The organism is Sporosarcina luteola (assembly GCF_023715245.1).
Classification (GTDB): Bacteria; Bacillota; Bacilli; order Bacillales_A; family Planococcaceae; genus Sporosarcina; species Sporosarcina luteola_C.
The window spans coordinates 1,651,200-1,675,747 of sequence record NZ_JAMBNV010000001.1 but is presented as its reverse complement, the minus strand read 5'-3'; the positions used below and the strand labels follow the sequence as shown (position 1 = coordinate 1,675,747).

The 24,548-nt window shown below is 44.5% G+C and carries 22 protein-coding genes and 1 other RNA gene; 17 read left to right on the top strand and 6 right to left on the bottom strand.

Annotated elements, in window-relative coordinates:
* The first annotated feature begins 97 nt into the window (after positions 1-97).
* The 7 genes from gpsB to M3152_RS07940 all read left to right on the top strand — a co-directional run bounded on the left by gpsB (position 98) and on the right by M3152_RS07940 (position 9,309).
* Positions 98-394: a cell division regulator GpsB gene (gene gpsB / locus M3152_RS07970; RefSeq protein ID WP_251694620.1), complete on the top strand. Its 297-nt coding sequence runs from the start codon at positions 98-100 to the stop codon at positions 392-394.
* A gap of 72 nt (positions 395-466) precedes the next feature.
* An RNA gene (rnpB, locus tag M3152_RS07965) (RNase P RNA component class B) lies at positions 467-861 on the top strand.
* A gap of 147 nt (positions 862-1,008) precedes the next feature.
* Positions 1,009-2,136 carry a THUMP domain-containing class I SAM-dependent RNA methyltransferase gene (locus tag M3152_RS07960; RefSeq protein WP_251694619.1) on the top strand — a complete coding sequence of 376 codons (1,128 nt, stop codon included), beginning with the start codon at positions 1,009-1,011 and terminating at the stop codon, positions 2,134-2,136.
* Between the two features lie 69 nt (positions 2,137-2,205).
* A complete protein-coding gene (locus tag M3152_RS07955) occupies positions 2,206-4,122 on the top strand; it encodes an ATP-dependent DNA helicase (protein WP_251694618.1) in 1,917 nt (638 codons plus the stop codon).
* 139 nt (positions 4,123-4,261) lie between these two features.
* Entirely contained in the window at positions 4,262-7,867 is a 3,606-nt protein-coding gene (locus tag M3152_RS07950; RefSeq protein ID WP_251694617.1) for a dynamin family protein, read from the top strand.
* Position 7,868: 1 nt separating this feature from the next.
* A complete protein-coding gene (locus tag M3152_RS07945) occupies positions 7,869-8,690 on the top strand; it encodes a sulfurtransferase (RefSeq protein ID WP_251694616.1) in 822 nt (273 codons plus the stop codon).
* Positions 8,691-8,706: 16 nt separating this feature from the next.
* Positions 8,707-9,309: a metallophosphoesterase family protein gene (locus tag M3152_RS07940; RefSeq protein ID WP_251694615.1), complete on the top strand. Its 603-nt coding sequence runs from the start codon at positions 8,707-8,709 to the stop codon at positions 9,307-9,309.
* Positions 9,310-9,349: 40 nt separating this feature from the next.
* Here the strand turns inward: M3152_RS07940 and M3152_RS07935 are convergent, their stop codons facing one another.
* The gene (locus M3152_RS07935) at positions 9,350-9,757 is read right to left on the bottom strand and encodes a ribonuclease HI family protein (protein ID WP_251694614.1); all 408 of its coding nucleotides are present in this window, start codon (positions 9,755-9,757) and stop codon (positions 9,350-9,352) included.
* A 79-nt stretch (positions 9,758-9,836) separates the two neighbouring features.
* Between M3152_RS07935 and M3152_RS07930 the strand changes: the two genes are divergently transcribed.
* The gene (locus M3152_RS07930; RefSeq protein ID WP_251694613.1) at positions 9,837-10,025 is read left to right on the top strand and encodes a zinc-finger domain-containing protein; all 189 of its coding nucleotides are present in this window, start codon (positions 9,837-9,839) and stop codon (positions 10,023-10,025) included.
* 51 nt (positions 10,026-10,076) lie between these two features.
* On the opposite strand, the gene M3152_RS07925 is transcribed toward M3152_RS07930, so the two are convergent.
* Positions 10,077-10,280, bottom strand: coding sequence for a cold-shock protein (locus M3152_RS07925; protein ID WP_251694612.1), 204 nt, complete (start codon positions 10,278-10,280; stop codon positions 10,077-10,079).
* Between the two features lie 334 nt (positions 10,281-10,614).
* Between M3152_RS07925 and M3152_RS07920 the strand changes: the two genes are divergently transcribed.
* Positions 10,615-11,259: an HD domain-containing protein gene (locus M3152_RS07920; protein ID WP_251694611.1), complete on the top strand. Its 645-nt coding sequence runs from the start codon at positions 10,615-10,617 to the stop codon at positions 11,257-11,259.
* 155 nt (positions 11,260-11,414) lie between these two features.
* Here the strand turns inward: M3152_RS07920 and M3152_RS07915 are convergent, their stop codons facing one another.
* The 4 genes from M3152_RS07915 to M3152_RS07900 form a co-directional block, all read right to left on the bottom strand.
* Positions 11,415-11,795, bottom strand: a complete 381-nt coding sequence (locus M3152_RS07915; RefSeq protein ID WP_251694610.1) for a YmaF family protein — start codon at positions 11,793-11,795, stop codon at positions 11,415-11,417.
* A 191-nt stretch (positions 11,796-11,986) separates the two neighbouring features.
* Positions 11,987-12,205, bottom strand: coding sequence for a hypothetical protein (locus M3152_RS07910; protein WP_251694609.1), 219 nt, complete (start codon positions 12,203-12,205; stop codon positions 11,987-11,989).
* A gap of 150 nt (positions 12,206-12,355) precedes the next feature.
* Complete coding sequence (locus M3152_RS07905; RefSeq protein WP_251695286.1) at positions 12,356-13,810, bottom strand: PQQ-dependent sugar dehydrogenase; 1,455 nt, start codon at positions 13,808-13,810, stop codon at positions 12,356-12,358.
* Positions 13,811-14,026: 216 nt separating this feature from the next.
* Positions 14,027-14,566, bottom strand: coding sequence for a transcription repressor NadR (locus M3152_RS07900; RefSeq protein WP_251694608.1), 540 nt, complete (start codon positions 14,564-14,566; stop codon positions 14,027-14,029).
* A gap of 89 nt (positions 14,567-14,655) precedes the next feature.
* Here M3152_RS07900 and M3152_RS07895 point away from each other — a divergent pair, with 89 nt between their 5' ends.
* From M3152_RS07895 to M3152_RS07860, 8 genes are all read left to right on the top strand, one after another.
* Entirely contained in the window at positions 14,656-15,744 is a 1,089-nt protein-coding gene (locus tag M3152_RS07895; RefSeq protein WP_251694607.1) for a branched-chain amino acid aminotransferase, read from the top strand.
* Between the two features lie 64 nt (positions 15,745-15,808).
* Positions 15,809-16,921, top strand: coding sequence for an o-succinylbenzoate synthase (menC, locus tag M3152_RS07890; protein ID WP_251694606.1), 1,113 nt, complete (start codon positions 15,809-15,811; stop codon positions 16,919-16,921).
* A gap of 119 nt (positions 16,922-17,040) precedes the next feature.
* A complete protein-coding gene (locus tag M3152_RS07885; RefSeq protein WP_251694605.1) occupies positions 17,041-17,841 on the top strand; it encodes a DUF6612 family protein in 801 nt (266 codons plus the stop codon).
* A 188-nt stretch (positions 17,842-18,029) separates the two neighbouring features.
* Complete coding sequence (locus M3152_RS07880) at positions 18,030-19,283, top strand: DinB/UmuC family translesion DNA polymerase (RefSeq protein ID WP_251694604.1); 1,254 nt, start codon at positions 18,030-18,032, stop codon at positions 19,281-19,283.
* Positions 19,284-19,590: 307 nt separating this feature from the next.
* A complete protein-coding gene (locus tag M3152_RS07875) occupies positions 19,591-19,923 on the top strand; it encodes a YolD-like family protein (RefSeq protein ID WP_251694603.1) in 333 nt (110 codons plus the stop codon).
* A 74-nt stretch (positions 19,924-19,997) separates the two neighbouring features.
* Positions 19,998-21,752: an ABC transporter ATP-binding protein gene (locus tag M3152_RS07870; protein ID WP_251694602.1), complete on the top strand. Its 1,755-nt coding sequence runs from the start codon at positions 19,998-20,000 to the stop codon at positions 21,750-21,752.
* Positions 21,752-23,539, top strand: coding sequence for an ABC transporter ATP-binding protein (locus M3152_RS07865; protein ID WP_251695285.1), 1,788 nt, complete (start codon positions 21,752-21,754; stop codon positions 23,537-23,539). Before M3152_RS07870 ends, M3152_RS07865 begins: the two co-directional genes overlap by 1 nt.
* Before the next feature lie 265 nt (positions 23,540-23,804).
* Positions 23,805-24,515 carry a cytochrome c biogenesis CcdA family protein gene (locus tag M3152_RS07860; RefSeq protein ID WP_251694601.1) on the top strand — a complete coding sequence of 237 codons (711 nt, stop codon included), beginning with the start codon at positions 23,805-23,807 and terminating at the stop codon, positions 24,513-24,515.
* The last annotated feature ends 33 nt before the right edge of the window (positions 24,516-24,548 follow it).

The following is a 24,548-nucleotide window of genomic DNA, read 5'->3' as shown; positions in this document are numbered from 1 at the left end:
CGACAAAATACTGCTCTCAACCGGAAATAGAAAGACAAAGTTGTACAAAATATGCTATACTTGCGACATGTAAACATTGATGGAAGGGCGTCATTTTATGGAAATAAAACTTGATTCTAAATCAATACTTGAAAAAGAATTTAAAACAGGTTTACGTGGATATAATCAAGAAGATGTGGATTTATTCCTGGACACAGTGATTCAGGATTATGAAGCTTTTAAAAAGACAATTTCGGAATTACGTATGGAAAATGAAAAGCTGAAGGATGAACTTGCTTCAGCAGTCAAACGTCCAGCGGCAACGAATGCTAATACAACGAACTTCGATCTGTTGAAACGGATTTCAAATTTGGAGAAGCACGTATTCGGCAGCAAATTGTACGATCACGAATAAGCAAGTGATTGGCGTAGAAGAAAAACGTTGATATTTGTCGAAAATTGCAGTATACTATTGTAACCATAGTGTGAATTCAGGTAATCGCTGCAACATCAGTTGTAGAGGAAAGTCCATGCTCGCACGGTTCTGAGATGACCGTAGTGTTCGTGCTCGGCGAAAAGATAAGCCGGGGCTTTGCGCAATGCGCATTGACGGCGGGGATAAGTCCTAAGTGTGCTTGCACATATGGATGAGGTCTCCTGAAAAGTGCCACAGTGACGTAGCCGACTCGGAAACGGGTAGGATGGAACGCGGTAAACCCCACGAGCGAGAAACCCAAATTATGGTAGGGGCGCTCTTCTGAAGGAATTTAACGGATGAAGGGACAGACACTTCTTTAGATGAGTCTGTAGATAGATGATTACCACCCTAAGTACGAGGCGCAAGCCGTTTGAGTACACGGGAACAAAACATGGCTTATCGAATTTACGATGGTTCAACATAACAATCAATGCTCTCCTTTTCGATTGGAGAGCATTTCTTTGTTATTGGGGATAAAAATTGATGTAAATGACAATAGTAGGCAGACTACATATAGATAAGACTAGAATTGGAATTGGAGTTGAAAATGCATGACAAACTATAAATTGGTCGCTACATCCGCCATGGGGCTTGAATCGATTGTTGCAGATGAAGTGAAGGAATTAGGCTTCCACACACAAACCGAGAACGGCAAAATCTATTTCGAAGGCGATGAAACAGCAATTGCCAAAACAAACATGTGGCTTCGTGTCGCGGATCGTGTCCGCATCATCGTCGGTGAATTTACTGCAACGACGTTCGATGACCTTTTTGAACAGACGAAATCCCTTCCTTGGGAACAATATTTGCCTGTAGACGCAAAATTCCCTGTCGCTGGAAAATCGGTGAAATCGACATTGTACAGTACACCTGACTGCCAGGCAATCGTGAAAAAAGCTATTGTTGAACGTTTGAAGACTGCATATAATCGGGTCGGTTTTTTAGACGAGACAGGTCCATTATTTAAACTTGAAGTATCCATTTTGAAAGATAAAGTTACATTGACAATCGACTCAAGCGGGGCCGGCTTGCATAAACGCGGATATCGTGTCGGACAGGGGGATGCTCCGCTTAAAGAGACAATGGCGGCGGCCCTCGTCAAATTGACGCGTTGGAATCCGGACAGACCGTTCGTTGACCCGTTTTGCGGATCTGGAACGATTGCAATCGAAGCGGCAATGATCGGGCAGCAGATCGCACCAGGATATAACCGTGACTTCAGCAGTGAGGAATGGCCGTGGATGGATCAGGCAATTTGGGACCGTGTCAGGGAAGAAGCGGAAGATATTGCGAAGTATGACCAGCCGTTGGATATTACAGGTTTCGACGTAGATCCCCGAATGATCAAAGTAGCACAGCAAAATGCAGTTGAAGCAGGCTTCATGGACATAATCCGCTTTGAGCAGCGTGACGTCAAGGATTTGACCGTTGAAGGGTTGAATGGCGTGCTTGTCGGCAATCCTCCTTATGGAGAACGATTAGGTGAAATCGAGGAAGCTGAGGAACTTGCCCAGATCCTCGGTCATATAATGGATAGGTATCCTTCTTGGTCCGTATACATGTTGTCCTCATTGGAAAACTTTGAAACGATGTACGGAAAAAAAGCTACGAAGAAACGAAAGCTATTCAATGGATTCATCCGGACAGACTTTTACCAATACTGGGGCCAACGAAAATAAGCAAGCAGAGAAAACGGAAGAGGTCATGCCTCTTCCGTTTCCATGTGTGAAAAGGAAAGGGGAGCGCAAATGAAAAGAAAAATGCCATTTTCATTAACAAAAGAAAAATCATTCTATGAATCCTTGAATGACTGGATTGGCGATACATTGTATGATGATTTGACCGAAAAGGGATTCGAATGCAGAGATGAACAAATCTATATGGCATTTCAAATTGAACAAGCGCTGAAAGAGAAAAAAGTCCTTCTGGCAGAAGCCGGTGTCGGAACGGGGAAAACAATCGCCTATTTATTGCCGGCTATCGCCTATGCGCGATATACGGGCAAACCCGCTCTGATTTCCTGTGCGGATGAAACATTGATTGATCAGCTTGTGAAAGAAGAGGGAGACATCCGCAAAATAAGCGATGCGTTGAAAATCGATATTGACGTCCGTCTTGCAAAAGCAAGAGATCAGTATTTATGTCTGAAGAGATTGGATGAAGCAGTAGACGCATCGACGGAAGAATTTGCGGAGAATGTGTATAGCGGATTGCCGGACTTCGTAAACGGCAATGTTTCTTTGCAATCGATTTTTCCTTATGGGGAGCGATCTGAATATCCTCATTTGAATGACGAGCAATGGAAAACAATGAATTTTCATCCTATCCAACAATGTGCAGCCTGTGATGTCCGAAATCGCTGCGGACAGACAATCCACCGGAATCATTATCGTGAAGCGGCGGACTTGATCATTTGTTCGCATGACTTCTATATGGAGCATATTTGGACACAAGAATCGAGAAAGCGCCAAGGCCAAATGCCATTGTTGCCTGATGTATCGATGATTGTTTTCGATGAAGGGCATCTACTTGAATATTCCGCTCAACGCGCACTCACGTATGAGGTTCAAAATCATACGTTACTCAATCTGTTGGAACGTGTAATGGTTGACGGAGTGCGGGAAGAGACACTCCAATTGATGGAACGTTTAATTGATGTCCATGAACATTTCTTCCGTCTATTACAGTCCGCAACGGAAGAGAACGGGGATGAACGGAAAGCGATCCGAAAAACCGGTGAAATTCACTCGGCCGGTAAGGAAGCGATCTCCATCTCAACGGCACTGCTCGAAGAGTTCGTCTTTGAAGGTGAGTTATATATCATTCCGGAGTATGATTTGAAAATGGTCGAGGAATACTTGGAGCAATATATTTACTCTATGGAATTATTCGTCTCCGAAAATGATGCGGTCGATTGGTTAGAACTGAATGAAAATGGGATGACGCTCATCATCATGCCGCGACTAGTCACAGATATATTAAAAGAAAAGCTGTTTTCATCCAATATTCCAATTATCTTTTCATCCGCGACGCTTTCAGTCGGACAGGATTTCAGGTATATATTAGATAGTCTTGGCATCGATGATTTCCTTTCATTTTCAGTGGAGTCTCCTTTCGACTATGAAGAGAAGATGGAAGTCATTGCAGCTGATCTCAACATTGGGGAAAAGCCCGAATATGTGATGGACTTGTTGAAGGATGGACAGCAAACATTGTTGCTGTTCAAATCGGAACAATCGATGAAAAGATTTCAGGCAGAATTAAATGAAGAACAAAGAACCGGAATCGCTTTCGAAGGGGAACGGGAATTATCATCCATTATCCGCGACTTCCAGCAGAAGGAAATTTCCGTACTATGTTCGTATCATTTATGGGAAGGTCTTGATATCCCGCAAGATGCCCTTACCCGGGTCATTATTTACGACCTGCCGTTTCCTCCTCACGATCCTCTCTTTGATGCACGCAGGAAGCATGCTGAAAACCCGTTTGCAGAAGTGGATCTGCCATTCATGCTTCTCCGTTTAAGGCAAGGTGCAGGTCGCCTTATTCGGACATCGGAAGATTCCGGAACGGTGCATATACTGTTGGAGAATAGTGAACAGGAAATGAAAGAACTGATTGCCGGCATTTTTCCGGTGGAGCTCCAAACGTTCGTCAAGAAATAAGGAATGAATAAAAGCTGTCTCATCGAGGGTGCTCGATAAAGGCAGCTTTTCTTATACATAACTCCGAATACTCAATCAAAACGATCACATAAAGAAAAATGGTATAGTAGATAGAGAATGTTAGGAAGGATCGAATATTATGTTTACTAATGATATTTTAGAAAAAACAGCTATTTACGGTCATTTATTTAACAAGAATCATGACGAGGATCGTGTAAAGAAAGTAGCTTCTTTAGCACGAAAAGTAATGGATGAAGAATTTGTCATCGGATTTGCAGGTCATTTCTCTGCAGGTAAATCCTCCATGATCAATGCATTGACAGGCGAGGATTTTTTGCCGACCAGTCCAATCCCGACGAGCGCAAATATCGTCAAAGTGAAGAAGGCCGATGAAGAATTTGCAATCATCCATCGGACGGATGGCTCGCTCGTGAAGTACAAAGGTCATCGTTTCTTTGATGCGATCAAATCCTTCAGTAAAGACGGAGCTGAAATATCTCTTATCGAAATCGGGCATCCGGGATCCAAGTTACCAGAAGCGATAACAGTTATGGATACGCCAGGAGTTGACTCGACAGATGACGCACATCGGTTGTCTACAGAATCGGCACTTCACCTTGCAGATCTTGTGTTCTACACGATGGACTACAATCATGTCCAGTCGGAACTGAATTTCAAGTTCACAAAAGAATTATTGCGGTATAACACCAATGTCTATCTGATTATTAACCAAATTGACAAGCATCGGGAAAGTGAACTGCCTTTTGAGGACTTCAAAACGTCCGTTGAAGATTCTTTCAAACTATGGGGTGTGGAACCGAAAGGGATCTTCTATACATCCTTGAAATCCGATAATCTTCCTTTCAACGATTTTGAGAAAGTGAAAGACATCGTTGAAGGCTCGATTGTCAATTGGAAAGATCATTTCTTGGAGAATGCTGAACAATCGCTTTTGAAATTGAAAGAGGAGCACCTCGAATTTCTTGAAGATGAGAAATCCGAGTGCAGAGCGGCATATGCGGATATCGTTTCCGATGAAGAGTGGAATGAGTACGAAGAGCTATCGGCAGAATTGACTGGGTTGAAGAAACGTGCTTCCCTTCTGTCCGGGGATGAGTTGTACGCAACATTTGAAAGGGAACGGAACGAATTACTTAGAAACGCATCGATCAGCCCTTTTGAAACGCGCGAGCTATTGAAGGATTATTTGGAGTCGAAATCCCCTCGATTCAAGGTAGGCTTATTATTCGGTGCAAAAAAAACAGCAGAGGAAAGGGCGAGGAGGAAGGATCACTTAGCTTCCAACCTATCAAAGCTGATACATACACAAATTGAAGTGCATTTGAAAGCACTTATGAAAAAGACGCTCAAAGACGCAGGGTTAATGACGGATGGGCGGTCCATTACTATTGACGAAATGGATATGTCGGTGCCTTTCGAGGAGATTGACATAACTTTGAATGTTTCTGATGTCGTTACCGGAGATACTGTACTGAATATGGCGGAGCAGATGAAGACTGCCATCCAGCAGGTTTTCCGAAGGCGTACAGAAGACTGGAAACAAGAAATGTCCGCAATTGCCGCATCCGCAGGTAATGAACAATTGGAAGCGCTCCTTCAAACAATCCAAACGCTTGAGCGAAAGCTTGCGGCCATTGCACAAGTGAACGAAATCGAACATCAACAGGCCGAGTTCACTGCTAGTCTAGCAGCACCGACTGCAGCCTTACAGGCTTCCGGTGATTCTTTACTCAAGAAGTGGGAAAAGAGGCCGGACATTGAAACGATTGAACTCGATGAATTGGAAACAGCGGCGGCAAAATTGACGGAAACTGAATCGGTCGAGCATAGCCAAGCAAGAACAATGGAAGTTCATTCTAAAGGTCCTGACGCGGATAGTATCATCGATCAGGCGCTTCATATCGCTCATTCGGTGATGAATATTCCCGGATTTTCGGAGACCGCCGAGTATTTGCGGAATAAAGCGGATCGGCTTTCTAATCAGGAGTTCACTGTCGCTTTATTCGGTGCGTTCAGCGCCGGGAAATCTTCCTTTTCCAATGCTTTGATCGGCGACCGTGTGCTGCCGGTTTCTCCTAACCCGACAACAGCCGCGATTAACAGGATCAGACCAATTGCAGCAGGGAAAAAGGATCGGACAGCGGATGTTCATTTAAAAACGAATAGCCAGATGACCGAAGATGTGGCAGTTTCATTTGAAGCGATCGGGATGCCGATCTCAACATTGGAAGACGCGTTCCAAAAAGCCGGTGTCGTCTTAGGGAAAGAGCTGGAAAACGAAAGCTTGCACATTCACAAAACATTCATTCGTGCATTTCAGAAGGGCTACCCGGTATATAAGGATAAACTCGGGACTGTCATGAATGTCCATCAAACCGAATTTACCCGATTCGTCGCGGAGGAGGAACGGAGCTGCTTCGTCGACTCAATTGACTTGTATATTGACTGTCCTTTGACTAGGCAAGGCATCACCCTCGTCGATACACCGGGAGCAGACTCCATCAATGCGCGGCATACTGACGTCGCTTTCGAATATATAAGGAATGCTGACGCAATTCTTTTCATCACTTATTATAATCATGCCTTTGCGCGAGCCGACCGTGAATTCCTAATCCAGCTAGGACGAGTGAAAGATGCATTTGAATTGGATAAGATGTTCTTCATCGTTAATGCGATTGACTTGGCGAATGATGCGGAGGAAGCGGAGACCGTCCTTTCATTCGTTGAACAGGAATTGGCTGCTTTCGGGATCCGTCATCCACGAGTTCACGGCATTTCCAGCTTGCAGGCATTGGAAGCGAAGATCGACGGTCGTATGGATAGCTCCATGGAAGTCTTTGAACAGCATTTCAACCATTTCTTGAAGGATGACCTGAAAGGGCTTGCCGTTCAGGCATTGGACGAAGAAGCTGCTAAAGCCGTCAACAGGCTTGCAATATTAATTGAACGTGCGAAAGCAAATAAATCTCGTAAGGCCGAGCGCTTGGTGGAACTCGACCGATTTGAACAGGAGGTGCGGGCACGTTATGCACATGGTTTTGCAGAAGTGTTCCGCAAAGCTTCCAGCAATGAATTGAATGAATTGGTTTACTATATTTTACAGCGGGTATTTCTTCGGTTTGGAGACTTCTTCAAGGAAGGCTATAGTCCTTCCACATTCGCCAATCATACGGCGGAAAAAGCACTAACGATGGCACTTTCCGAAACGGTACACATGGTCGGTTTTGATTTGACACAAGAGTTGAAAGTGACCAATTTACGCATGCTCAATTTTATGAATAAGTTATTGAAGGAGCGGGAGCGTTCCGAAGTGCGGTTCCTTAACGGTCAGGACAGTTCCATTTCCCCTTCGCCGTATGAAACGGAAGAGTCCGAAATGCTGTCGTTCACCACGCCTTTCGAAAATCCTGCCATCTATAAAGATGTCAACCGTTCATTTAAAAATCAGAAGTCATTTTTCGAAAGAGGCGAACGGCTCGTATTGAAAAACCAGCTGGAAGAACGGTTGAAACAAGATGCCGCTATCTATTTAGGTAAGGAAAAAGAACGGATAGAGTTTTGGTCAGAGCAGTGGATCGAGGCTGAAGCGGAAGGGTTGCGGCTTCATTTACTAAATCAGAGCATCAAGCAGATTGAATCCGAGCGCTCCCTCTTGCAGGATACCGAGCAATTGGAAGAATGGAGAGCAATCCATAAGAAAATTCAACTGAAGGGGATGGGTTGAAATGAGTGACGTTTTCAAGTCGGTCAATGAATTGGATACTAAAGATGTAAAATGGATTGATGCACGTTTTTCATTGCAGGACAGTGAATTGGGGAGAAAAAAGTTTGAAGAGGGGCATATTAAAGAGGCGCTCTACTGGCATCTCGAGAATGACCTATCCGATATGACGAAGAAAGCGGGAAGGCATCCATTGCCCGCCAAGGAGTCTTTGACATTATTATTCAGGAAGAGCGGTCTAGAACTCGATGACCAAATATTTATATATGATGACGGCGGCAGCCCTTTTGCGGCAAGGGCTTGGTGGATTCTTCAATACGGGGGATTCAAAAACTCCTTCATTTTACAGGAAGGTTTCGAGGAATTAGCGGCAATGGGGGTTCCTGTATCCAAAAGTACGGATCCGTCTGTACCTTCCAATGTCGTCCCTGTCTGGGATGACAGTATCTTTGCCACACGTGAATTCGTCGAAAAGACGGTAGAAGGGAAAACAGGCAATGTGCTGCTTGATGCACGTTCCGCTGAACGGTATCGCGGAGAAGTCGAACCGATCGACCCGATTGCCGGACGTATTCCCGGGGCATTGAATTTCGACTGGGAGCAGTTGAAAAAAGACGGTTCTTTTAACTTGAGTGATACTGTGGGTGAGCAGCTTTCCGAAATCGTGAAGCATGATGAAGGAATCGTCGTATACTGTGGAAGCGGTGTAACAGCCGCTCCGTTATTTGCGATGCTGAAACAAACTGGCTATGAGCACGTCAAGTTGTATGTAGGAAGTTATAGCGACTGGATTTCAAGGGAATTCGTAGAAGTGGCAAAGGGGTAAATGAAGGCGGTGGACCATGAAAATGCAATATGCAATTATAGGGGATGTTCATTCCTCAAAAGAGGATTTATCGGACGTCCTGTCCCATATTAAAGAACGGGCACCCGGAGCTGTTTTGATCGGCACCGGGGATCTGTTCGAATGTACGATCAGCAAGCGCTTTGTGAATGAACGCACGTTTGCAAGCCTTGAAGAAGTAATGCTTATACCCAAAGGTTTTGTAGAGCTGCTAACTTTCCCATCAGTAAAAGGGAATCAGGAAGAACGAATTTTGTTCATAACGGAAACGGATGACCCTTTACTTGGAATGTTGTCGGCAATGCCTGACAGAATCGAACTTGGCGAGGCGGAAGTGATCCACGGCCATCAATGGAAGTGGGGCGGTGAACCGTGGTCGTTATTGGAAGCGGAAGTGTCGAAAAACCTTACGTTCTACGGTCATAGCCACCGTTCAGGATTGCTGCGCAATGGAACTGAGGAAGAGGCCATCCTTTTCGATCATCCATATGACGTGAACGATGGCCAAACGCTCGTCAATGTCGGTGCAGTCGTTTCCGATAAGGAATGGTTGCTTTACGACAACATGCAAGACACCGTTACATTCATGAAGGCGAGGTAGGGTAGGGGGACAATAGCCGGAAGGGGAATGCTTCCCAGTATTATTCTTCCCCGTCCTTTTTCCCTTGTTTATGGATCGCTTCCCGGGCAAGTGCGTCCGCGGCGCGATTTTCTGTATCCGATATCCATTTGATGAAAAAGTAATCGAACGTTTTGGCAATGGATAGGATTTTATTCAAATAGTCCTTATGTAATTCGTTTTTCACAAACTCATTTTCCACAGCCGAGACGACAGCTTTGGAATCAGAGCGTGCCGAGACGATTCCCGTTGTCAGTTTTGCGGCCTCCTCTATTCCGCGAAGAAGGGCTATGAACTCTGCTGTATGATTGTTCGTCGGCTCGATTGGTTCGGAGAATTTGACAATCTTTCCTTCACCTTTGATGTATATCCCGATGCCGCTCTTGCCTGGATTTCCGGCACTGGCGCCATCAACGTACAATTCGATCATGCTTCATCTCTCCTTTTCTTTGTTGCAACCTGCTGAAAAGCATATTAGAATAAATGAACGACTTTACCGGGAGGCTGCTATGGATAAATTGACAGTCATGAATGAAATCAATGAAGTGCTTGATACGTATTGTGAAGGATGTTTTGTCAAAAGGCAACAAGCGAAGGACATCGGGAAAACAGGGGCGCATCTGTTTTGCATTCAAACGTGCACAATCGGGGAACAACTTCAATTTTTAGGGAATGAAATGAATAAATTGACAAAATAATATCCCGCCTGGATTTACTAGGCGGGATTTGTACATATACATATTCATCATTCATGTTATAGTCAAGACATTTGCCGCTTGGGGTCCGCGGTTACCTTCTATGATTTCGAAGGATACGGTCTGGCCTTCATTCAATGTCTTGAATCCTTCTGACATAATGCCAGTATAGTGGACAAACACGTCTTCACCGTTATCCGTTTCAATGAAGCCATAACCTTTTTCATTGCTGAACCATTTTACTTTACCTTGGTACATGCTTATTCCTCCCTCGGCATTTCAATGTCTTTCCCATTATTAACATGGATGCATTTACTATACATGAATCGACAATTAACGTCAATGACACGCCGAAATTTTCAGTCGAATCTAAATATAGATTTTATGATATACGGGATTTCCGCTTCAGGCGGACGCTTTCCAATCGAACAGCGAAGGGTTCGATGTGCCGTATTTCTACGCCTGATGCAGAAATTAAGACAGCCTGCGGGATCCTGCTCGCAACGCTGCGCTTGTGCTCGCAAACGCCGTTCTTCGTAACGGCGTTCGCTCCAATCCTTACATAGGAAAATAAAAATGAGAAGGTGTTCAAATGGAAAAAATCATTGAAAGATGCACAGAGCAAGTGATTGATATCTATAGGCAGTTTGATGCGAGCCATGATTATGATCACATTTTACGGGTCATGAAAAGCGCTGAAGCTATTGCACGGACAATGCCTGTAGCGAATTTGACAGTCATCAGGCTTGCTGTCCTGTTGCATGATATCGATGATCCGAAATATAAAGAGATCGGAAACGTGACCCCACTGGAGCTGTTGCGGTCTGCTGGTGCAGCTGATGAATTGACAGCGAAGGTTCTTAAAACGATCAGAAGCGTTTCGTTCAATGGCGGCAACGAAGAAGAGATTGTTTCAATTGAAGGTGCGATTGTTAGGGATGCGGATCGCCTCGACGCAATCGGCGCAATAGGTATTGCCCGGACGTTCGCTTTTGGAGGGGCGAGGGGAAGGAAATTATACGATGCGGATGAAATCGCGAGGACAGAAATGTCCGAGGATGATTACCGTTCCAGGAACACGGCTTCCGTCACGCATTTTTATGAGAAGCTGCTTTTATTGAAAGATTTGATGGTGACCGAGGAAGGAAAGCGTCTTGCCGAGGAGCGCCACGCCTTCATGATTGATTTCTTGGAACAATTGAAGGCGGAAACCGGTTTTGATGGAAACGGCAAATAAGCTGCCATAATGGTTTCGTGGTTTGGTTAACAATTATTTTTCAAATGAAAAAGTGAGTTGAAGAGTAAAACCCCTTGGAGGTCCAAGGGGTTTTTTGATAATGAGTTTTAAGTTGTTTTATTAATGTTATATATATTGCAAGTAAGAAAAAGCCATTATAAACTTGTTCTTCCACTATAACTGTGCCTATGGGGATTAGCACCATTTACAGTAGTAAAACCACTAAATTCATGATAATGACCGCCGTTAGGTAGGGGAATAGCTGGACCAGTAACTCCATGAATCTCATGTCGATGTCGATCATCGACTGATGTAAAAGTAAAGTATCTATGAGTGTGTGGTACACCACTTGGGGCTGGTTCAGTAGTTCCGGCATATCTGTGATTATGTCCTACATCGAAAGAAGTGACACCTCTAAATTCGTGGACATGCGCAGGTACGGGTCTTCCATCCCATTGAGTAATAAAAAGCTGATGGGAATGCACAGGGTCAGAATCATCTGAATGATACATGAATCCAGAAACCGGTATTTCCAAAAATATAACTCCTTTTCCCTTTTTCATACTATATGTATGGAAGGTAGAAAGGTTAAACTATTGTCGATAAGGCGATTTATAGGAGATCTAATTTTATTCGTCTATTCATAAATCTTTTGTTGGACCAATTGAAGTTTAGCGATGTTAACTATAGGCGAATGCACAGACTGTCATACCTTACATTACATAACCTAAACTGACATCAAAAAGGAGGAGAAATATTGACACGATTTGATTTTGATCGCGACAGATACGATGATGATGACTATGAATACGACAGTTATGGAAGACGTCGTAGAAGACGTCGCCCACGTTTTCAATACCCATTTTTCCCGATTTACCCATTCTACCCATTCTACCCACCATACCCACCATACTCTCGCTATCCATACTATCCATACTACAACCAACCATACAACCGTCCTTACGGCTATTAATAGATAAGATGCCTACTCTCTAAATACAAGGACCGAAGTATTTTTCAGATACTGTCGGTCACTTTTCGTTTATCATATGAGAATGCGACTTATCTAGTATTGAGTAAAGATTAGAGTTAAAAATCATGGAACAATTTCAAAGATGGTTCCTTTGTTGTAGTCAGTCACATTCATAGAGCCATAAACCCCTAAATAAAGCTTGGTTTTATTTAGATTTGTTCCTAAACTAACATAATAAGCTGATTGAGAACCGAAATTATAATCAGTTTGTATAACACTAAAATCATTTAGTTTACCATCTGTTCTTACCCTCGTATAAGCTAAAACCCCTCTCCCCGGAAGTTGGGATGCCTCGTCCCGGGCGATATCGGTAAACACAACACTTCCTGTTAAATCGGGTATTCCATTCCCCGTGTAGGCTTGCACTCCTGTAAGCGCAGTTCCTCCAAACTTATCGGGTCGGGGATCTTGATGAAAATAACTAGTTAAAGGCTGAAGACGCTTGAATGAGGTTTCTACTGCATCATTGTAATAAGCAATTGTTTTCTCATCCAAAGTCGGATTTGCAGAGCAACCCCTTATTATTGAAGTAGGAAAAGCACCTTCCCACCCACGCCAGCCAAAGTTAATAAATCCTTCCTGGTCAGGTTGAGATTTTAGTAAAGAAGCTTGAATGAGCTGAGTAACCGGTATTGGTTTATATTGAACGAATGAAAAAATTGACTCTACTAAATCCTGGCCGACATTTCCCACATACTTGATATATTGATTGTAAACCCGTTGATATGAAATGCCTGGTATATTTCGAACACCTTTAGCAATTACAGTTAGTGTTTCCTGAATGCTTACTGGAAGTTCATTAAAACGTGTGACTACGGGTGGATTATTGATAAATGTATTCTTAGTTACATCAATTTCAATTATTTTACCCGCTATTTCCATATCGTTCTGACTTAAGTTAAATGGATCATAGCCAGATCCACCATCTCCGGTTGTTAACACAAGTTTTCCTGTTTCAGGTGAAAAGTTTAAGCTGTTGACACCGTTATGATTAAAAAATGGTCTTCTTAAATTAAGTAACGTCCGCCGTTTTTGAGGTTGACCATTTGGTTGTATAATCCATTCTTCAACTGTATCAATATGATCATATTGCGTTTCTCTATTTACCCACCTAAGGTTTAAGGTACTAGGGTCACACGGATTAGGATTAAAAAATTCAGGAAGAGCATTACGAGCAGGTCTTGCAGCTTCTGACTGAGGTAGAGCACCTGGTCCTTGTGTTCCAGCTACTGAATAATGAAGATAAAACAAACCGTTATAATAAAAACTGGGATGAAACGCTAGACCAAGCAATCCCCGTTCGTCATAACCTCCACCAGCAGCACCTAGTTTTAAGACTCGCGGACGAATATCTAAAAAAGTTCTTATATCTCCGTTTCCTATGTAATAGATTTCTCCTATCTGGGTTGCAATAAATAATCTTTCGACTGTGTCACCCGGAAGTACTGTTGTTTTCAAAACAGTAGGTAAGTTTATGTTTTGTACTATGGGCCGTAAACCAACCTTAACTTCTCTTATCAAACTTTACACTCCTTCTTATTGTTTTCTATTTTTAAGAATATGATTAGAACTTTTCTATTAGCACCCAATTTGACCTTCGAGATAAGTTTAGAAAGCCATATGATTACATAAACAATAAAAAACATCATCTATAAAAGATGATGTAAGTTCCTTAAACCTTGTTGTACAAAGGTCTGAGTTTATGGGATTTTTTGGTTACGAATTAATTATTCATCATTCCACGAGGATACCAGCTTTTTTCAATTCGATTTCGGCATTATCGATTTGATGTTGTTCGTCGGCGATAACCGTATGGAGATGGATGCCTCCCTCAGCTAGATTGGAAAGGTATACCGCATTGGCTTCGTTGACTCGCTTTATAAATTCCTTCACTTCCAGCCGATTCGCCACCATGATGGAAGCACTCAAATCTCCATAGACAGGGTGCTCGACTTTTACATCTTTCACAGTCAAGCCGTGATCGACGAGGATGTTCAACTCCTCCTCGGTCTGTTCCGGTGTATGATGGCAGACGAGTACTTTCTCAATTTTCTCCGGTCCAACAGAGGCGTGCATATATATGTACCCTTGACTCGTAGCAAGGATCGGTACCTTCTTCGCTTTTAATAATGTAATATCTCCGACGATGACTTGGCGGCTGACATTTGTCAGTTCACCAAGCTCTTTGCCTGTCATCGGGTTTTCGGCTTTCTGCAAAGTTTCCAAAATCAATTGCCTGCGTTCTTCTCCGGGCATTTTCTCAGTTCCAGTCAATGTCATCCCTCCATTTCAACCATTTTACCATATCCGTTGCCACAGTTTCGTGTATAATGAAAAAATACATAGCAGAAGGGGGATTTACGATGACCAATTCAGTAATCGAAGTTGAAAATACTTTGAATCCGAAAACGAAGCCGGCATTCGATCAGCTTTCCTTCGGGACGATATTTACCGACCATATGTTTACGATGGATTATTCGGAAGGGCAAGGCTGGCGCGATCCGAAAATTGTTCCGTATGAACCGATCTTGCTCGATCCTGCGGCAATGGTATTCCATTACGGCCAAACAGTGTTCGAAGGACTGAAGGCATATGTGACGGATGATGAAGAAGTGCTCCTTTTCCGACCCGAAGAGAATATGAAAAGATTAAACCGTTCGAATGAAAGGCTTTGCATTCCGGCTTTCGATGAAGAACTCGCTCTTTCCGGTCTTCGAAAACTGATCCAAGTTGATAAAGACTGGATTCCCAATATTGAAGGGACATCTCTTTATATCCGGCCATTCATCTTTGCGACGCAACCGTATCTTGGTGTCGCTCCATCGAAAACGTACCGCTTCATGATCATTCTTTCGCCGGTCGGTGCCTATTATAAAGAAGGCATCAACCCAGTCAAGATTGCTGTCGAATCCGAATTCGTCCGTGCGGTAACAGGTGGGACAGGCAGTGCGAAAACAGCAGGGAACTACGCAGGCGCGATGAAAGCGCAGGAAGTGGCGGAAGCTAAAGGCTATTCGCAAGTGCTATGGCTCGATGGAAAGGAACATCGATACATCGAGGAAGTCGGTGCGATGAACGTCTTCTTCAAGTTGAACGGGGAAGTGGTCACACCTGAGCTCAATGGAAGCATTCTGGAAGGAATCACACGAAAATCCGTCATCGAATTGCTGCAGCATTGGGACATTCCTATTACCGAACGTAAGATTTCCATGGAAGAGCTTTACGAAGCATATCAGTCGGGGATCTTGGAAGAAGCGTTCGGCACGGGAACTGCGGCGGTCATCTCTCCAATCGGTGAGCTTTATTGGAACGAAAAGAAAATCACTGTCAATAACGGAGAGATCGGCGACTTGGCACAAAGAGTCTATGACACGATGACGGGCATCCAGACCGGAAGAGCGGAAGACCCGTTCGGATGGCGGATGACAGTTGACGTTGAAACAGTAAAGTAAGTACAAGCATCCTGTCGTAGCGGCAGGGTGTTTTTTACGAATTTATAAGAAAGGGGTATCGATTTTGCAAATTACACAAGTGACAATCCGCGAGATGAAAATGAGAATGAAAGAGCCTTTTTCAACGAGTTTCGGCACGATGCAGGATAAGCACTTTCTGTTATTGGAAGTGCATGATGAGCTGGGGAACACGGGCTGGGGAGAATCGGTCGCCTTCGATGCCCCGTGGTATACGGAGGAGACTGTGGAAACGAGCTTGCATATGCTTCGCGATTTCCTTATCCCTCTTCTGCTTGGAAAGGACATTAGCCATCCTGATGACGTCGGCAGCCTCTTTGCGCCGATCCGTGGCAACAATATGGCAAAGGCCTCTCTAGAGTGCGCCATTTGGGATCTGTACGCGAAACGGAAAGGCATTTCATTGGCAGAAGCGTTAGGCGGTCAACGCGAGCGGATTGAAGTCGGCATCAGCATTGGGATTCAAAAGGATTTAGCCGATTTGGTTGATAAAGTGCAAAGGTATTTGGAGGAAGGCTATAAACGGATCAAAGTGAAAATCAAGCCTGGAGCTGATGTTGAAGTCCTCCGGGGATTGAGGTCCGCTTTTCCTCACGTTCCGCTCATGGCGGATGCAAATTCGGCTTATTCATTAGATGATATCGACCTGTTGAAGCGGTTGGATGAATTCAACCTTCTGATGATTGAGCAGCCGCTCGCACACGATGATATTATCGACCACGCCGTCTTGCAGAAACAGTTGAAGACGCCGATCTGTCTTGATGAAAGCATCAATTCATTTGAAGACGCAAGGAAAGCGGTCGAACTTGGAAGCACTAAAGTCATCAATGTGAAAATCGGTAGAGTCGGCGGCTTGTCTGAAGCAAAGCGGATCCATGATTATTGCATGGAGAAAGGGATTCACGTCTGGTGCGGCGGCATGCTGGAGGCGGGAATCGGGCGCGCCCATAATATTGCATTAACATCACTCCCGAATTTCACTCTTCCAGGCGATACGGCAGGTTCGTCCCGTTATTGGGAAAAGGATATCATCGATCCTGAAGTAATCGTGGAGAATGGCTATATCACTGTGCCGTCCGCTCCGGGAATCGGTTTTACGCCAAATCTCCGCACCATTGAGGAATTCACGACGGACATTTGGCATTTTAAAGAAAATTGATTGTCATCTATGATTTTACGAAAATGCAACTTCTCTAGCGAAATATCCGGCTAATGGATTGATGAAGTGCGCAAATTCCAGTAAAATGAATGTAGGTTTTGTAGAGAGGAAGTTTACATGTGAAAAAAATAATCAATGCCCTTGCTGTCGGCTCGCTTGTTCTTCTGCTGGCTGCTTGCAGCAGTTCAGGAACGGCTCAAAAGAAAATGACGGCTGGAGATTTATTGGATAAATCACAAGAAGCGATGGAAAATTCATTGAAAGCTGTACGAGCCCATATTGTGTACGATGATTACGCAGTGACTGTATATGACGGAGATATCGAAAATCCTGAAAAAGCAGGCGCAAAATTCGATATGACGATTGACGCTTTCCTTGATCCGATGAAAGTACGCCAAAAATCGATCATTTCCCCGCGCGGCGTACAAAGCTGGAAGCAAGATTTATATCAAGTGGGCGACCGGACGTTTGCAAAGCCTGAAAATGAAAGCGATTGGGAAGAGCTGCCATCTGGGTCGATCGAAGAATTGTTCGGAACGCTGGCTGCCGAATCGCATCCAATGCTTGATCTGTCCAAATTCAAAGAATTCGAAGATGAGTTTGTACTCGAACCGATCGAGTATGGTTATGCATTGAAATTGTCACTAGACCGCAACGATTACAAGCGGATTAAAGAACTTTTCCCGGATATCGGACCATCTCAGGATGGCTTCAACATCGTTGACAAAGTTGAATTGGTCATCACTTTCAATAAAAGCACATCTTACGTGACGAGTTTCAAATGGTCTTCCGATATGAGGAATTATCGTGATGGTAATTCATATCGTTCTCGTCAGAAATTGAACGCGACGTATAGTTATTTTAATGATATCGAAGATTTCAAGCTTCCAGAGAAAGTTAGTAGTATGACAGCGGAATGAAACGAAGAAGCATCTATCCAAACGGGATAGATGCTTTTTTTTATTGCAGAATATAAGGCTATTGGACTATTAAGCGATAATCCACTTTCCATTTTTCCCAATTGGCAATAAGGACCATTGAATATGAACATCTGTTCTGGGTATACTATACAGAACGGATGTTCTTTTTACTTTCGGGAGGGATATGCATGTATGAAGATTTGCCGGACCGGAAAATTGTATGTCTGGATATGCGAAGCTTCTATGCCAGTTGTGCGGCTGCAATCGAAGGGCTCGATGTTATGGATACGCCGATTGCGATTATCGGCAATAAAGAACGGAAAGGGGGCATCGTCCTGGCTGCTTCTCCCGCGTTGAAGAAGGAATTCGGTGTGCAGACCGGAATGCGGCTCTATGAAATCCCGGATGACCCATCCATACGGCTGATTGAGCCGAAAATGCAGTTTTACATTGATGTTTCAATGGAAATCGCCAAAAATTTGAATCGCTACGTACCGAAAGAGGCAATCCATGTCTATTCCGTCGACGAAAGCTTCATTGACTTAGGAGGGACGGAGCGATTATGGGGGCCTCCCGAAGAAACAGTCGAGAGAATCCAAGATGAGCTTGTCAGCCAATACCAGCTCCGGTCCGCCTGTGGAATGGGTCCGAATATGCTGATGGCGAAGCTCGCCCTTGACTTGGATGCGAAAAAGACCGGCTTTGCCCGCTGGACGTATGAAGATGTACCGAAGAGGTTATGGCCGGTCGCCCCGCTCAGCCGAATGTGGGGCATCGGCAGCCGACTTGAAAAGACGTTGAACAATATGGGGATCTTCTCAGTAGGCGATTTAGCCCGTACGCCTCTCGAACGGCTTGAAACGAAATTTGGCATCATGGGTAATCAATTGTATCATCATGCGCACGGCATCGACTTGTCCGATCTCGGTGCGCCGCTCATTGAAGGACAGATCAGCTACGGAAAGGGGCAGATTCTATACCGCGATTACACAAAGCGGGAAGACATCCTCGCTGTCATCCTCGAAATGTGTGAAGATGTCGCATTGCGGGCGAGGCAGGCAGGCAAGGCGGGTCGGACGGTCCATCTGTCCATTGGCTATTCGAAGAATTCACTTGGAGGAGGCTTCGGCCGTTCCCGTTCGATGCATGAGGCGACAAATGACACGATGGCTATTTACCGGCTTTGCACAAAGCTGCTCGACGAATTCCACGACGGCCGTCCCGTACGGCGCATCGCCATCAGCTTGGCAAATCTTGAAAACGAATATGCCATGCAGCTCAGCCTTTTCGATCAGCATAAATGGCGCAATCGCCAACTCGGGGAAGCAATGGATTCATTGCGCAAAAAATACGGCTCCACAGCTATATTGCGAGCAGTTTCCTACACAGACGCAGGAACCGCCGTCCATCGCTCCAAACTCATCGGCGGGCATTACAAGTAGACGCATATAAAAAAGACCATCCAACTTGGTCAGGAGTCGGGTGTCTATTAGCCAACATCATTTAGTTTTCGTTTTAATTCAGCCAACTCACCTTCAAGTTTCTCTGCGTGTCAACAGGTATTTTTTCACCTCATCTTTGTTGGTCATTTCTTGTATTATGGAAATTCGTGGAATAACTCCCTATAGTTATCAATTGAACTTTTAAATTAAGTATCTTCTAGGATTGGAGCGGAAGGCGGCGACGCCCGCGGAAAGCGTCCGCCTGAAGCGGAAATCCGGTTATTAATTAGTCAAGGGAGATGATAAGATGATCCGTGATCGAGGACGTATTAAATGGACGTCGATGATGCTGCCCGAACATCTCGAACAGCTGCGCGAATGGCAAAAAGAAGACGAGCATCAACTAAGGCAACAGCCCGATGAACAGCAACTCGAACAATGGAACTATCAAATCCACGAAGCTGCAGAAAGGAATTTGCAAATTTCCATACACTATTGGGACCACGAAAAAGTAGCGGAAAGCAAAGGATACATCCAAAAAATCAACACGCTGGACGGAACGTTGCACCTCATTTCCGACAACGGCGAAACACATCGCATCCCCTTTGTCCACCTGAAAAGTATTTCAGAATCCGAATAATTTGAGTTTCGTACCTTTTCTATTGTTCGGACTTTTGATAGACTATTCAAAGATAGAGAAAAAGGGGGATTACTTTGAAAGTTTTACTGCAGCTTGGCTGGTTTTTCAAACAACGGAAGAAACAATATGGACTTGGCGTCGCAGCGCTCGTGTTCGTTTCCTTATTGCAATTGCTTCCTCCAAAAATCATCGGCTTGATTGTCGATGATATTACGGAAGCCACATTGACAGCTTCCGAGCTGACGAAATGGCTCATCATCTTAGCAATCGCGGGAATTCTCATGTACGTGTCCCGTTATTACTGGCGCGTGATGATCTTCGGCTCTGCGGTTCTTTTATCGCGAACGATGCGGGAGAAATTATTCAATCATTTTACAAGAATGTCACCTTCCTTTTATCAAAAAAGAAGGGTTGGGGACTTGATGGCCCATGCGACGAATGACATCAACGCCGTTCAACAGACGGCAGGAATGGGAATTTTGACGCTTGTCGACTCCATTTCCACGGGCGGTTTCGTCATCTTGACAATGGCATTGACCATCAACTGGAAATTGACAGTCATTGCACTAATTCCGTTTCCATTCATGATTTTCCTGACAAGCTATTACGGTAGATTGCTGCGCAAGCGTTTCCGCTTTGCACAAGAGGCATTCTCCAATCTAAATGATAAGACGCAAGAAAGCATTTCTGGCATAAAAGTAATCAAAACATTCGGTCAGGAAAAGGAAGATATTGAAGATTTTACGGATCTTTCAACGGATGTAGTCGCGAAAAATATGAGAGTGGCAAAAGTCGATGCACTATTCGATCCTACCATCACAGGCATATTTGCGGTATCTTACATCCTATCTTTCTACTTCGGAACAAAATTCATCATCTCAGGGGATATGTCCATCGGTGATATGGTCGCGTTCAGTACATACCTGGGACTGCTTGTATGGCCAATGCTCGCTTTCGGGTTTCTATTCAATATTGTGGAACGCGGAAATGCTTCGTACAGCCGTATTACGGAACTATTGTCCATCAATCCGGATATTAAGGACGTCACAGGAGCCATCGATCGCCGGCCGGAAGGGGATCTTCACTTCGACGTCGATGAATTCAAATTTCCAGACGATGAAAGCGCGGCACTCCATAACGTCCATTTCACTTTGAAGCGCGGAGAGACGCTAGGCATTGTCGGAAAGACCGGCTCCGGAAAAACGGCAATCCTGAAATTATTGTTGAGAGAATTTGAAGGGTATAAAGGAAGCATCGTATATGGCGGCCACCCGATCAATCAATACAAACAACAGCGTTTACGCGAGTCAATCGGCTACGTGCCACAGGATCATTTCCTATTCTCAACGACGATTGCGGAAAATATCGCGTTCACAAATCCGAAAATTGATCGGGAAAAGATTTATGAAGCAGCAAGGCTAGCTCATATCCACGATGATATTGAAGGATTCGCAGAAGGCTATGAAACAGTCGTTGGGGAACGTGGGGTTTCCTTGTCCGGAGGCCAGAAGCAACGAGTATCCATTGCACGCGCACTAATCATGCAACCCGAATTGCTCATTTTGGATGATTCGCTGTCAGCGGTTGACGCAAAAACCGAAGAAGCGATCCTCGAGTCACTGAAGCGGACACGCACAGGCGAGACGACAGTCATTACGTCCCACCGATTAAGTGCCATCCAGCATGCCCATAAAATAATCGTCATGCATGAAGGTACGATTGTCGAGGCGGGCACACATGAAGAATTGATTGCATTGGACGGAAGATATAAGGAAATGTACGACTTGCAGCAATTGGAAGTACTTGTCGAGCAAGGAGGGGAAGAGTGATGCAGTTGGAAAAACAGCCTAAATTGACAGCGAAGGATCAATGGAAAGTGTTCAAGCGGTTGATGCGCTATGCAATTCCACATAAAGTAAGCATCTCAATCGCATTATTCTTCCTTGTTTTAACAATAGCAGGAAGCATTATCGGCCCACTCATCATCCAATCATTCATCGATAATTATTTGACGCCGCTCAACTTCCCGAAGAATGAAGTGATGACACTTGCGCTCGTCTACATCGGGTTGCAAATATTCATTGTCGTCGTGTCCTATTTTCAGTCGCTCCGTTTTCAGGACATCGCCTTAAAGGTCATTCAACAAATGAGGATCGATGTGTTCTCGAAAGTCCAAGGGCTAGGTATGCGTTACTTTGACAGGACACCCGCAGGAAGCATCGTGTCACGAGTGACGAACGACACGGAATCAATCAAAGAGATGTTTGTCAGTGTTGTTGTCACGTTCCTGCAAGCAATTTTCGTCATTATCGGTGTCTATATCGCTCTCTTTTCACTAGATGTGAAACTATCGTTTGCTTCCATGGTGCTTTTGCCGTTATTCTTGGCGATCATCATCGTTTACCGACGATACAGTGCGGATTTCTATCAGGATATCCGGGAGAGACTGAGCCAATTGAATGCCAAGATTGCCGAATCATTATCAGGCATGGGCATGATCCAGGCTTTCCGGCAAGAGGAACGTTTGTCTAAGGAGTTCGATGATATCAACGAGGGACACTATCGTGCAGGCATGCGGAACATTAAATTCGATAGTGTGCTGTTAGGACCATTCATCGACTTGCTATATGCATTCGCAATCGTTTGCGTCCTTGGCTATTTCGGATTCATGTCATTGGATAGTGCTGTCGAAGTAGGGATCATCTATGCGTTCACAACGCTGATCGGCCGTTTATTCCAACCGGTCCAACAAGTGATGCAGCGGATGTCCATTTTCCAACAGGCGCTCGTTTCGGCCTCACGTGTATTTAAATTAATGGATGATCCTGACATGGAGCCTGCGCAACAGGAAACCGAGCATAAGGAAATCCAAGAAGGAACGATCGAATTCAGGAATGTGACGTTTTCTTACGACGGCAAGAACGATGTATTGAAAAATATCTCTTTCACTGCGAATGCCGGCGAAACCGTTGCGTTGGTCGGCCATACGGGAAGCGGAAAGAGCTCCATCATCAATCTGCTCATGAGGTTCTATGAGTATGGCCAAGGAGAAATCCTCATTGACGGTGTTTCCTTGAAGGACTTGCCAAAAGCGGAACTGAGGAAGAAGATTGGGCTAGTCCTACAGGATCCATTCCTGTTCTATGGGGATATCGAAAGCAATATACGCCTTCATAATGAAGGGATGTCCTCGGAGGAAGTACGTGCCGCAGCCGAATTCGTCCAGGCGAATGAATTTATTGAAAAGCTGCCGGATAAATATTCACAGAAAGTGACGGAGCGGGGATCGACGTTCTCAAGCGGACAGCGCCAACTTGTCGCGTTCGCACGGACAATCGCGACAAATCCGAAAATCCTTGTGTTGGATGAAGCGACTGCTAATATCGATACGGAAACGGAAGTCGCCATCCAAGCAAGCCTGGAAAAAATGCGGAAGGGCCGGACCACAATTGCCATCGCCCATCGGTTGAGCACAATCCAGGATGCCGAACTGATCCTCGTCCTCCACCAAGGTGAGATTGTCGAACGCGGAAACCACCAGCAATTGCTGACGCAAAAAGGATTGTATTATATGATGTATCAGCTTCAAAATGGAATTATGGATGACGCAATATAAGTGATAGATGAACCGGCTTGCTTGCATTAATAACACAATGCGATGCAAGCCGTTTTTTCTGTGTCTAGCTGTACCATTCAAAACTTATTGATCATTTCCCAATATATATGGTCATTTCAGGACCTTTGACTCAGCTATCTTTAAATGTCCAGCTCCGGGCGCCCTGCGCTTTTCTACGATGTCATAAAGTATTCACAGTTAAAATAAGCGAATTTCGGCTTCAGATTTGATACGATGGGAGAAGAAAAATGAAGGGGAGAGAATGATGGCAACTGATTTAAATATATTCCTAGCATTCGGCGCGGGTTTTCTCAGTTTTATTTCGCCTTGTGTCCTGCCATTGTATCCGGCATTCATATCTTATATTACCGGCATGTCGATCGACGATTTGAAAGCGGATTCGAAAAGGATGAACCGCAACGGCATACTCCATACGATTTTCTTTTTACTCGGATTTTCGGTAGTTTTCGTCTTTTTAGGGTTCAGTACATCATTTGTCGGCACTTTCTTCATCCAGTATAAAGATCTGCTTAGACAAATCGGTGCCATTTTCATCGTCTTATTCGGACTCATGGTCATTGGATTGTTTACACCGAAGTTTTTAATGAAAGAACATCGGCTGCAATTCAAAAACCGTCCTGCCGGTTATTTGGGGACAGCATTGATCGGACTCGCCTTTTCTGCGGGATGGCAACCGTGCATGGGACCTATCATCGGAGCCATAATCGGACTGGCGGCAGCAAATCCTGGTTCCAGTATGCTATACATGATGATGTATGTACTCGGTTTTGCGATTCCGTTTTTCGTCTTGTCGTTCTTCATTACACGCCTTGGCTGGATCCGAAGAAACAGCAACTTAATAATGAAAGTCGGCGGTTATATTATGATTGCCTTCGGACTATTGCTGTTCTTTGACGGCATTGTTTTCCTAACAAGCTTACTAAGCCCGATATTCGGCGATTTCCAAGGTTTTTAACAATAATAGCCTCCGAGCATCTTGCTTGGAGGC

Bases quoted from the DNA above. Each gene is read 5' to 3' on its own strand.
- gpsB (WP_251694620.1), top strand. From the start codon at position 98: ATGGAAATAAAACTTGATTCTAAATCAATACTTGAAAAAGAATTTAAA.
- M3152_RS07960 (WP_251694619.1), top strand. From the start codon at position 1,009: ATGACAAACTATAAATTGGTCGCTACATCCGCCATGGGGCTTGAATCG.
- M3152_RS07955 (WP_251694618.1), top strand. From the start codon at position 2,206: ATGAAAAGAAAAATGCCATTTTCATTAACAAAAGAAAAATCATTCTAT.
- M3152_RS07950 (WP_251694617.1), top strand. From the start codon at position 4,262: ATGTTTACTAATGATATTTTAGAAAAAACAGCTATTTACGGTCATTTA.
- M3152_RS07945 (WP_251694616.1), top strand. From the start codon at position 7,869: ATGAGTGACGTTTTCAAGTCGGTCAATGAATTGGATACTAAAGATGTA.
- M3152_RS07940 (WP_251694615.1), top strand. From the start codon at position 8,707: ATGAAAATGCAATATGCAATTATAGGGGATGTTCATTCCTCAAAAGAG.
- M3152_RS07935 (WP_251694614.1), bottom strand. From the start codon at position 9,757: ATGATCGAATTGTACGTTGATGGCGCCAGTGCCGGAAATCCAGGCAAG.
- M3152_RS07930 (WP_251694613.1), top strand. From the start codon at position 9,837: ATGGATAAATTGACAGTCATGAATGAAATCAATGAAGTGCTTGATACG.
- M3152_RS07925 (WP_251694612.1), bottom strand. From the start codon at position 10,280: ATGTACCAAGGTAAAGTAAAATGGTTCAGCAATGAAAAAGGTTATGGC.
- M3152_RS07920 (WP_251694611.1), top strand. From the start codon at position 10,615: ATGGAAAAAATCATTGAAAGATGCACAGAGCAAGTGATTGATATCTAT.
- M3152_RS07895 (WP_251694607.1), top strand. From the start codon at position 14,656: ATGACCAATTCAGTAATCGAAGTTGAAAATACTTTGAATCCGAAAACG.
- M3152_RS07880 (WP_251694604.1), top strand. From the start codon at position 18,030: ATGTATGAAGATTTGCCGGACCGGAAAATTGTATGTCTGGATATGCGA.
- M3152_RS07875 (WP_251694603.1), top strand. From the start codon at position 19,591: ATGATCCGTGATCGAGGACGTATTAAATGGACGTCGATGATGCTGCCC.
- M3152_RS07865 (WP_251695285.1), top strand. From the start codon at position 21,752: ATGCAGTTGGAAAAACAGCCTAAATTGACAGCGAAGGATCAATGGAAA.
- M3152_RS07860 (WP_251694601.1), top strand. From the start codon at position 23,805: ATGGCAACTGATTTAAATATATTCCTAGCATTCGGCGCGGGTTTTCTC.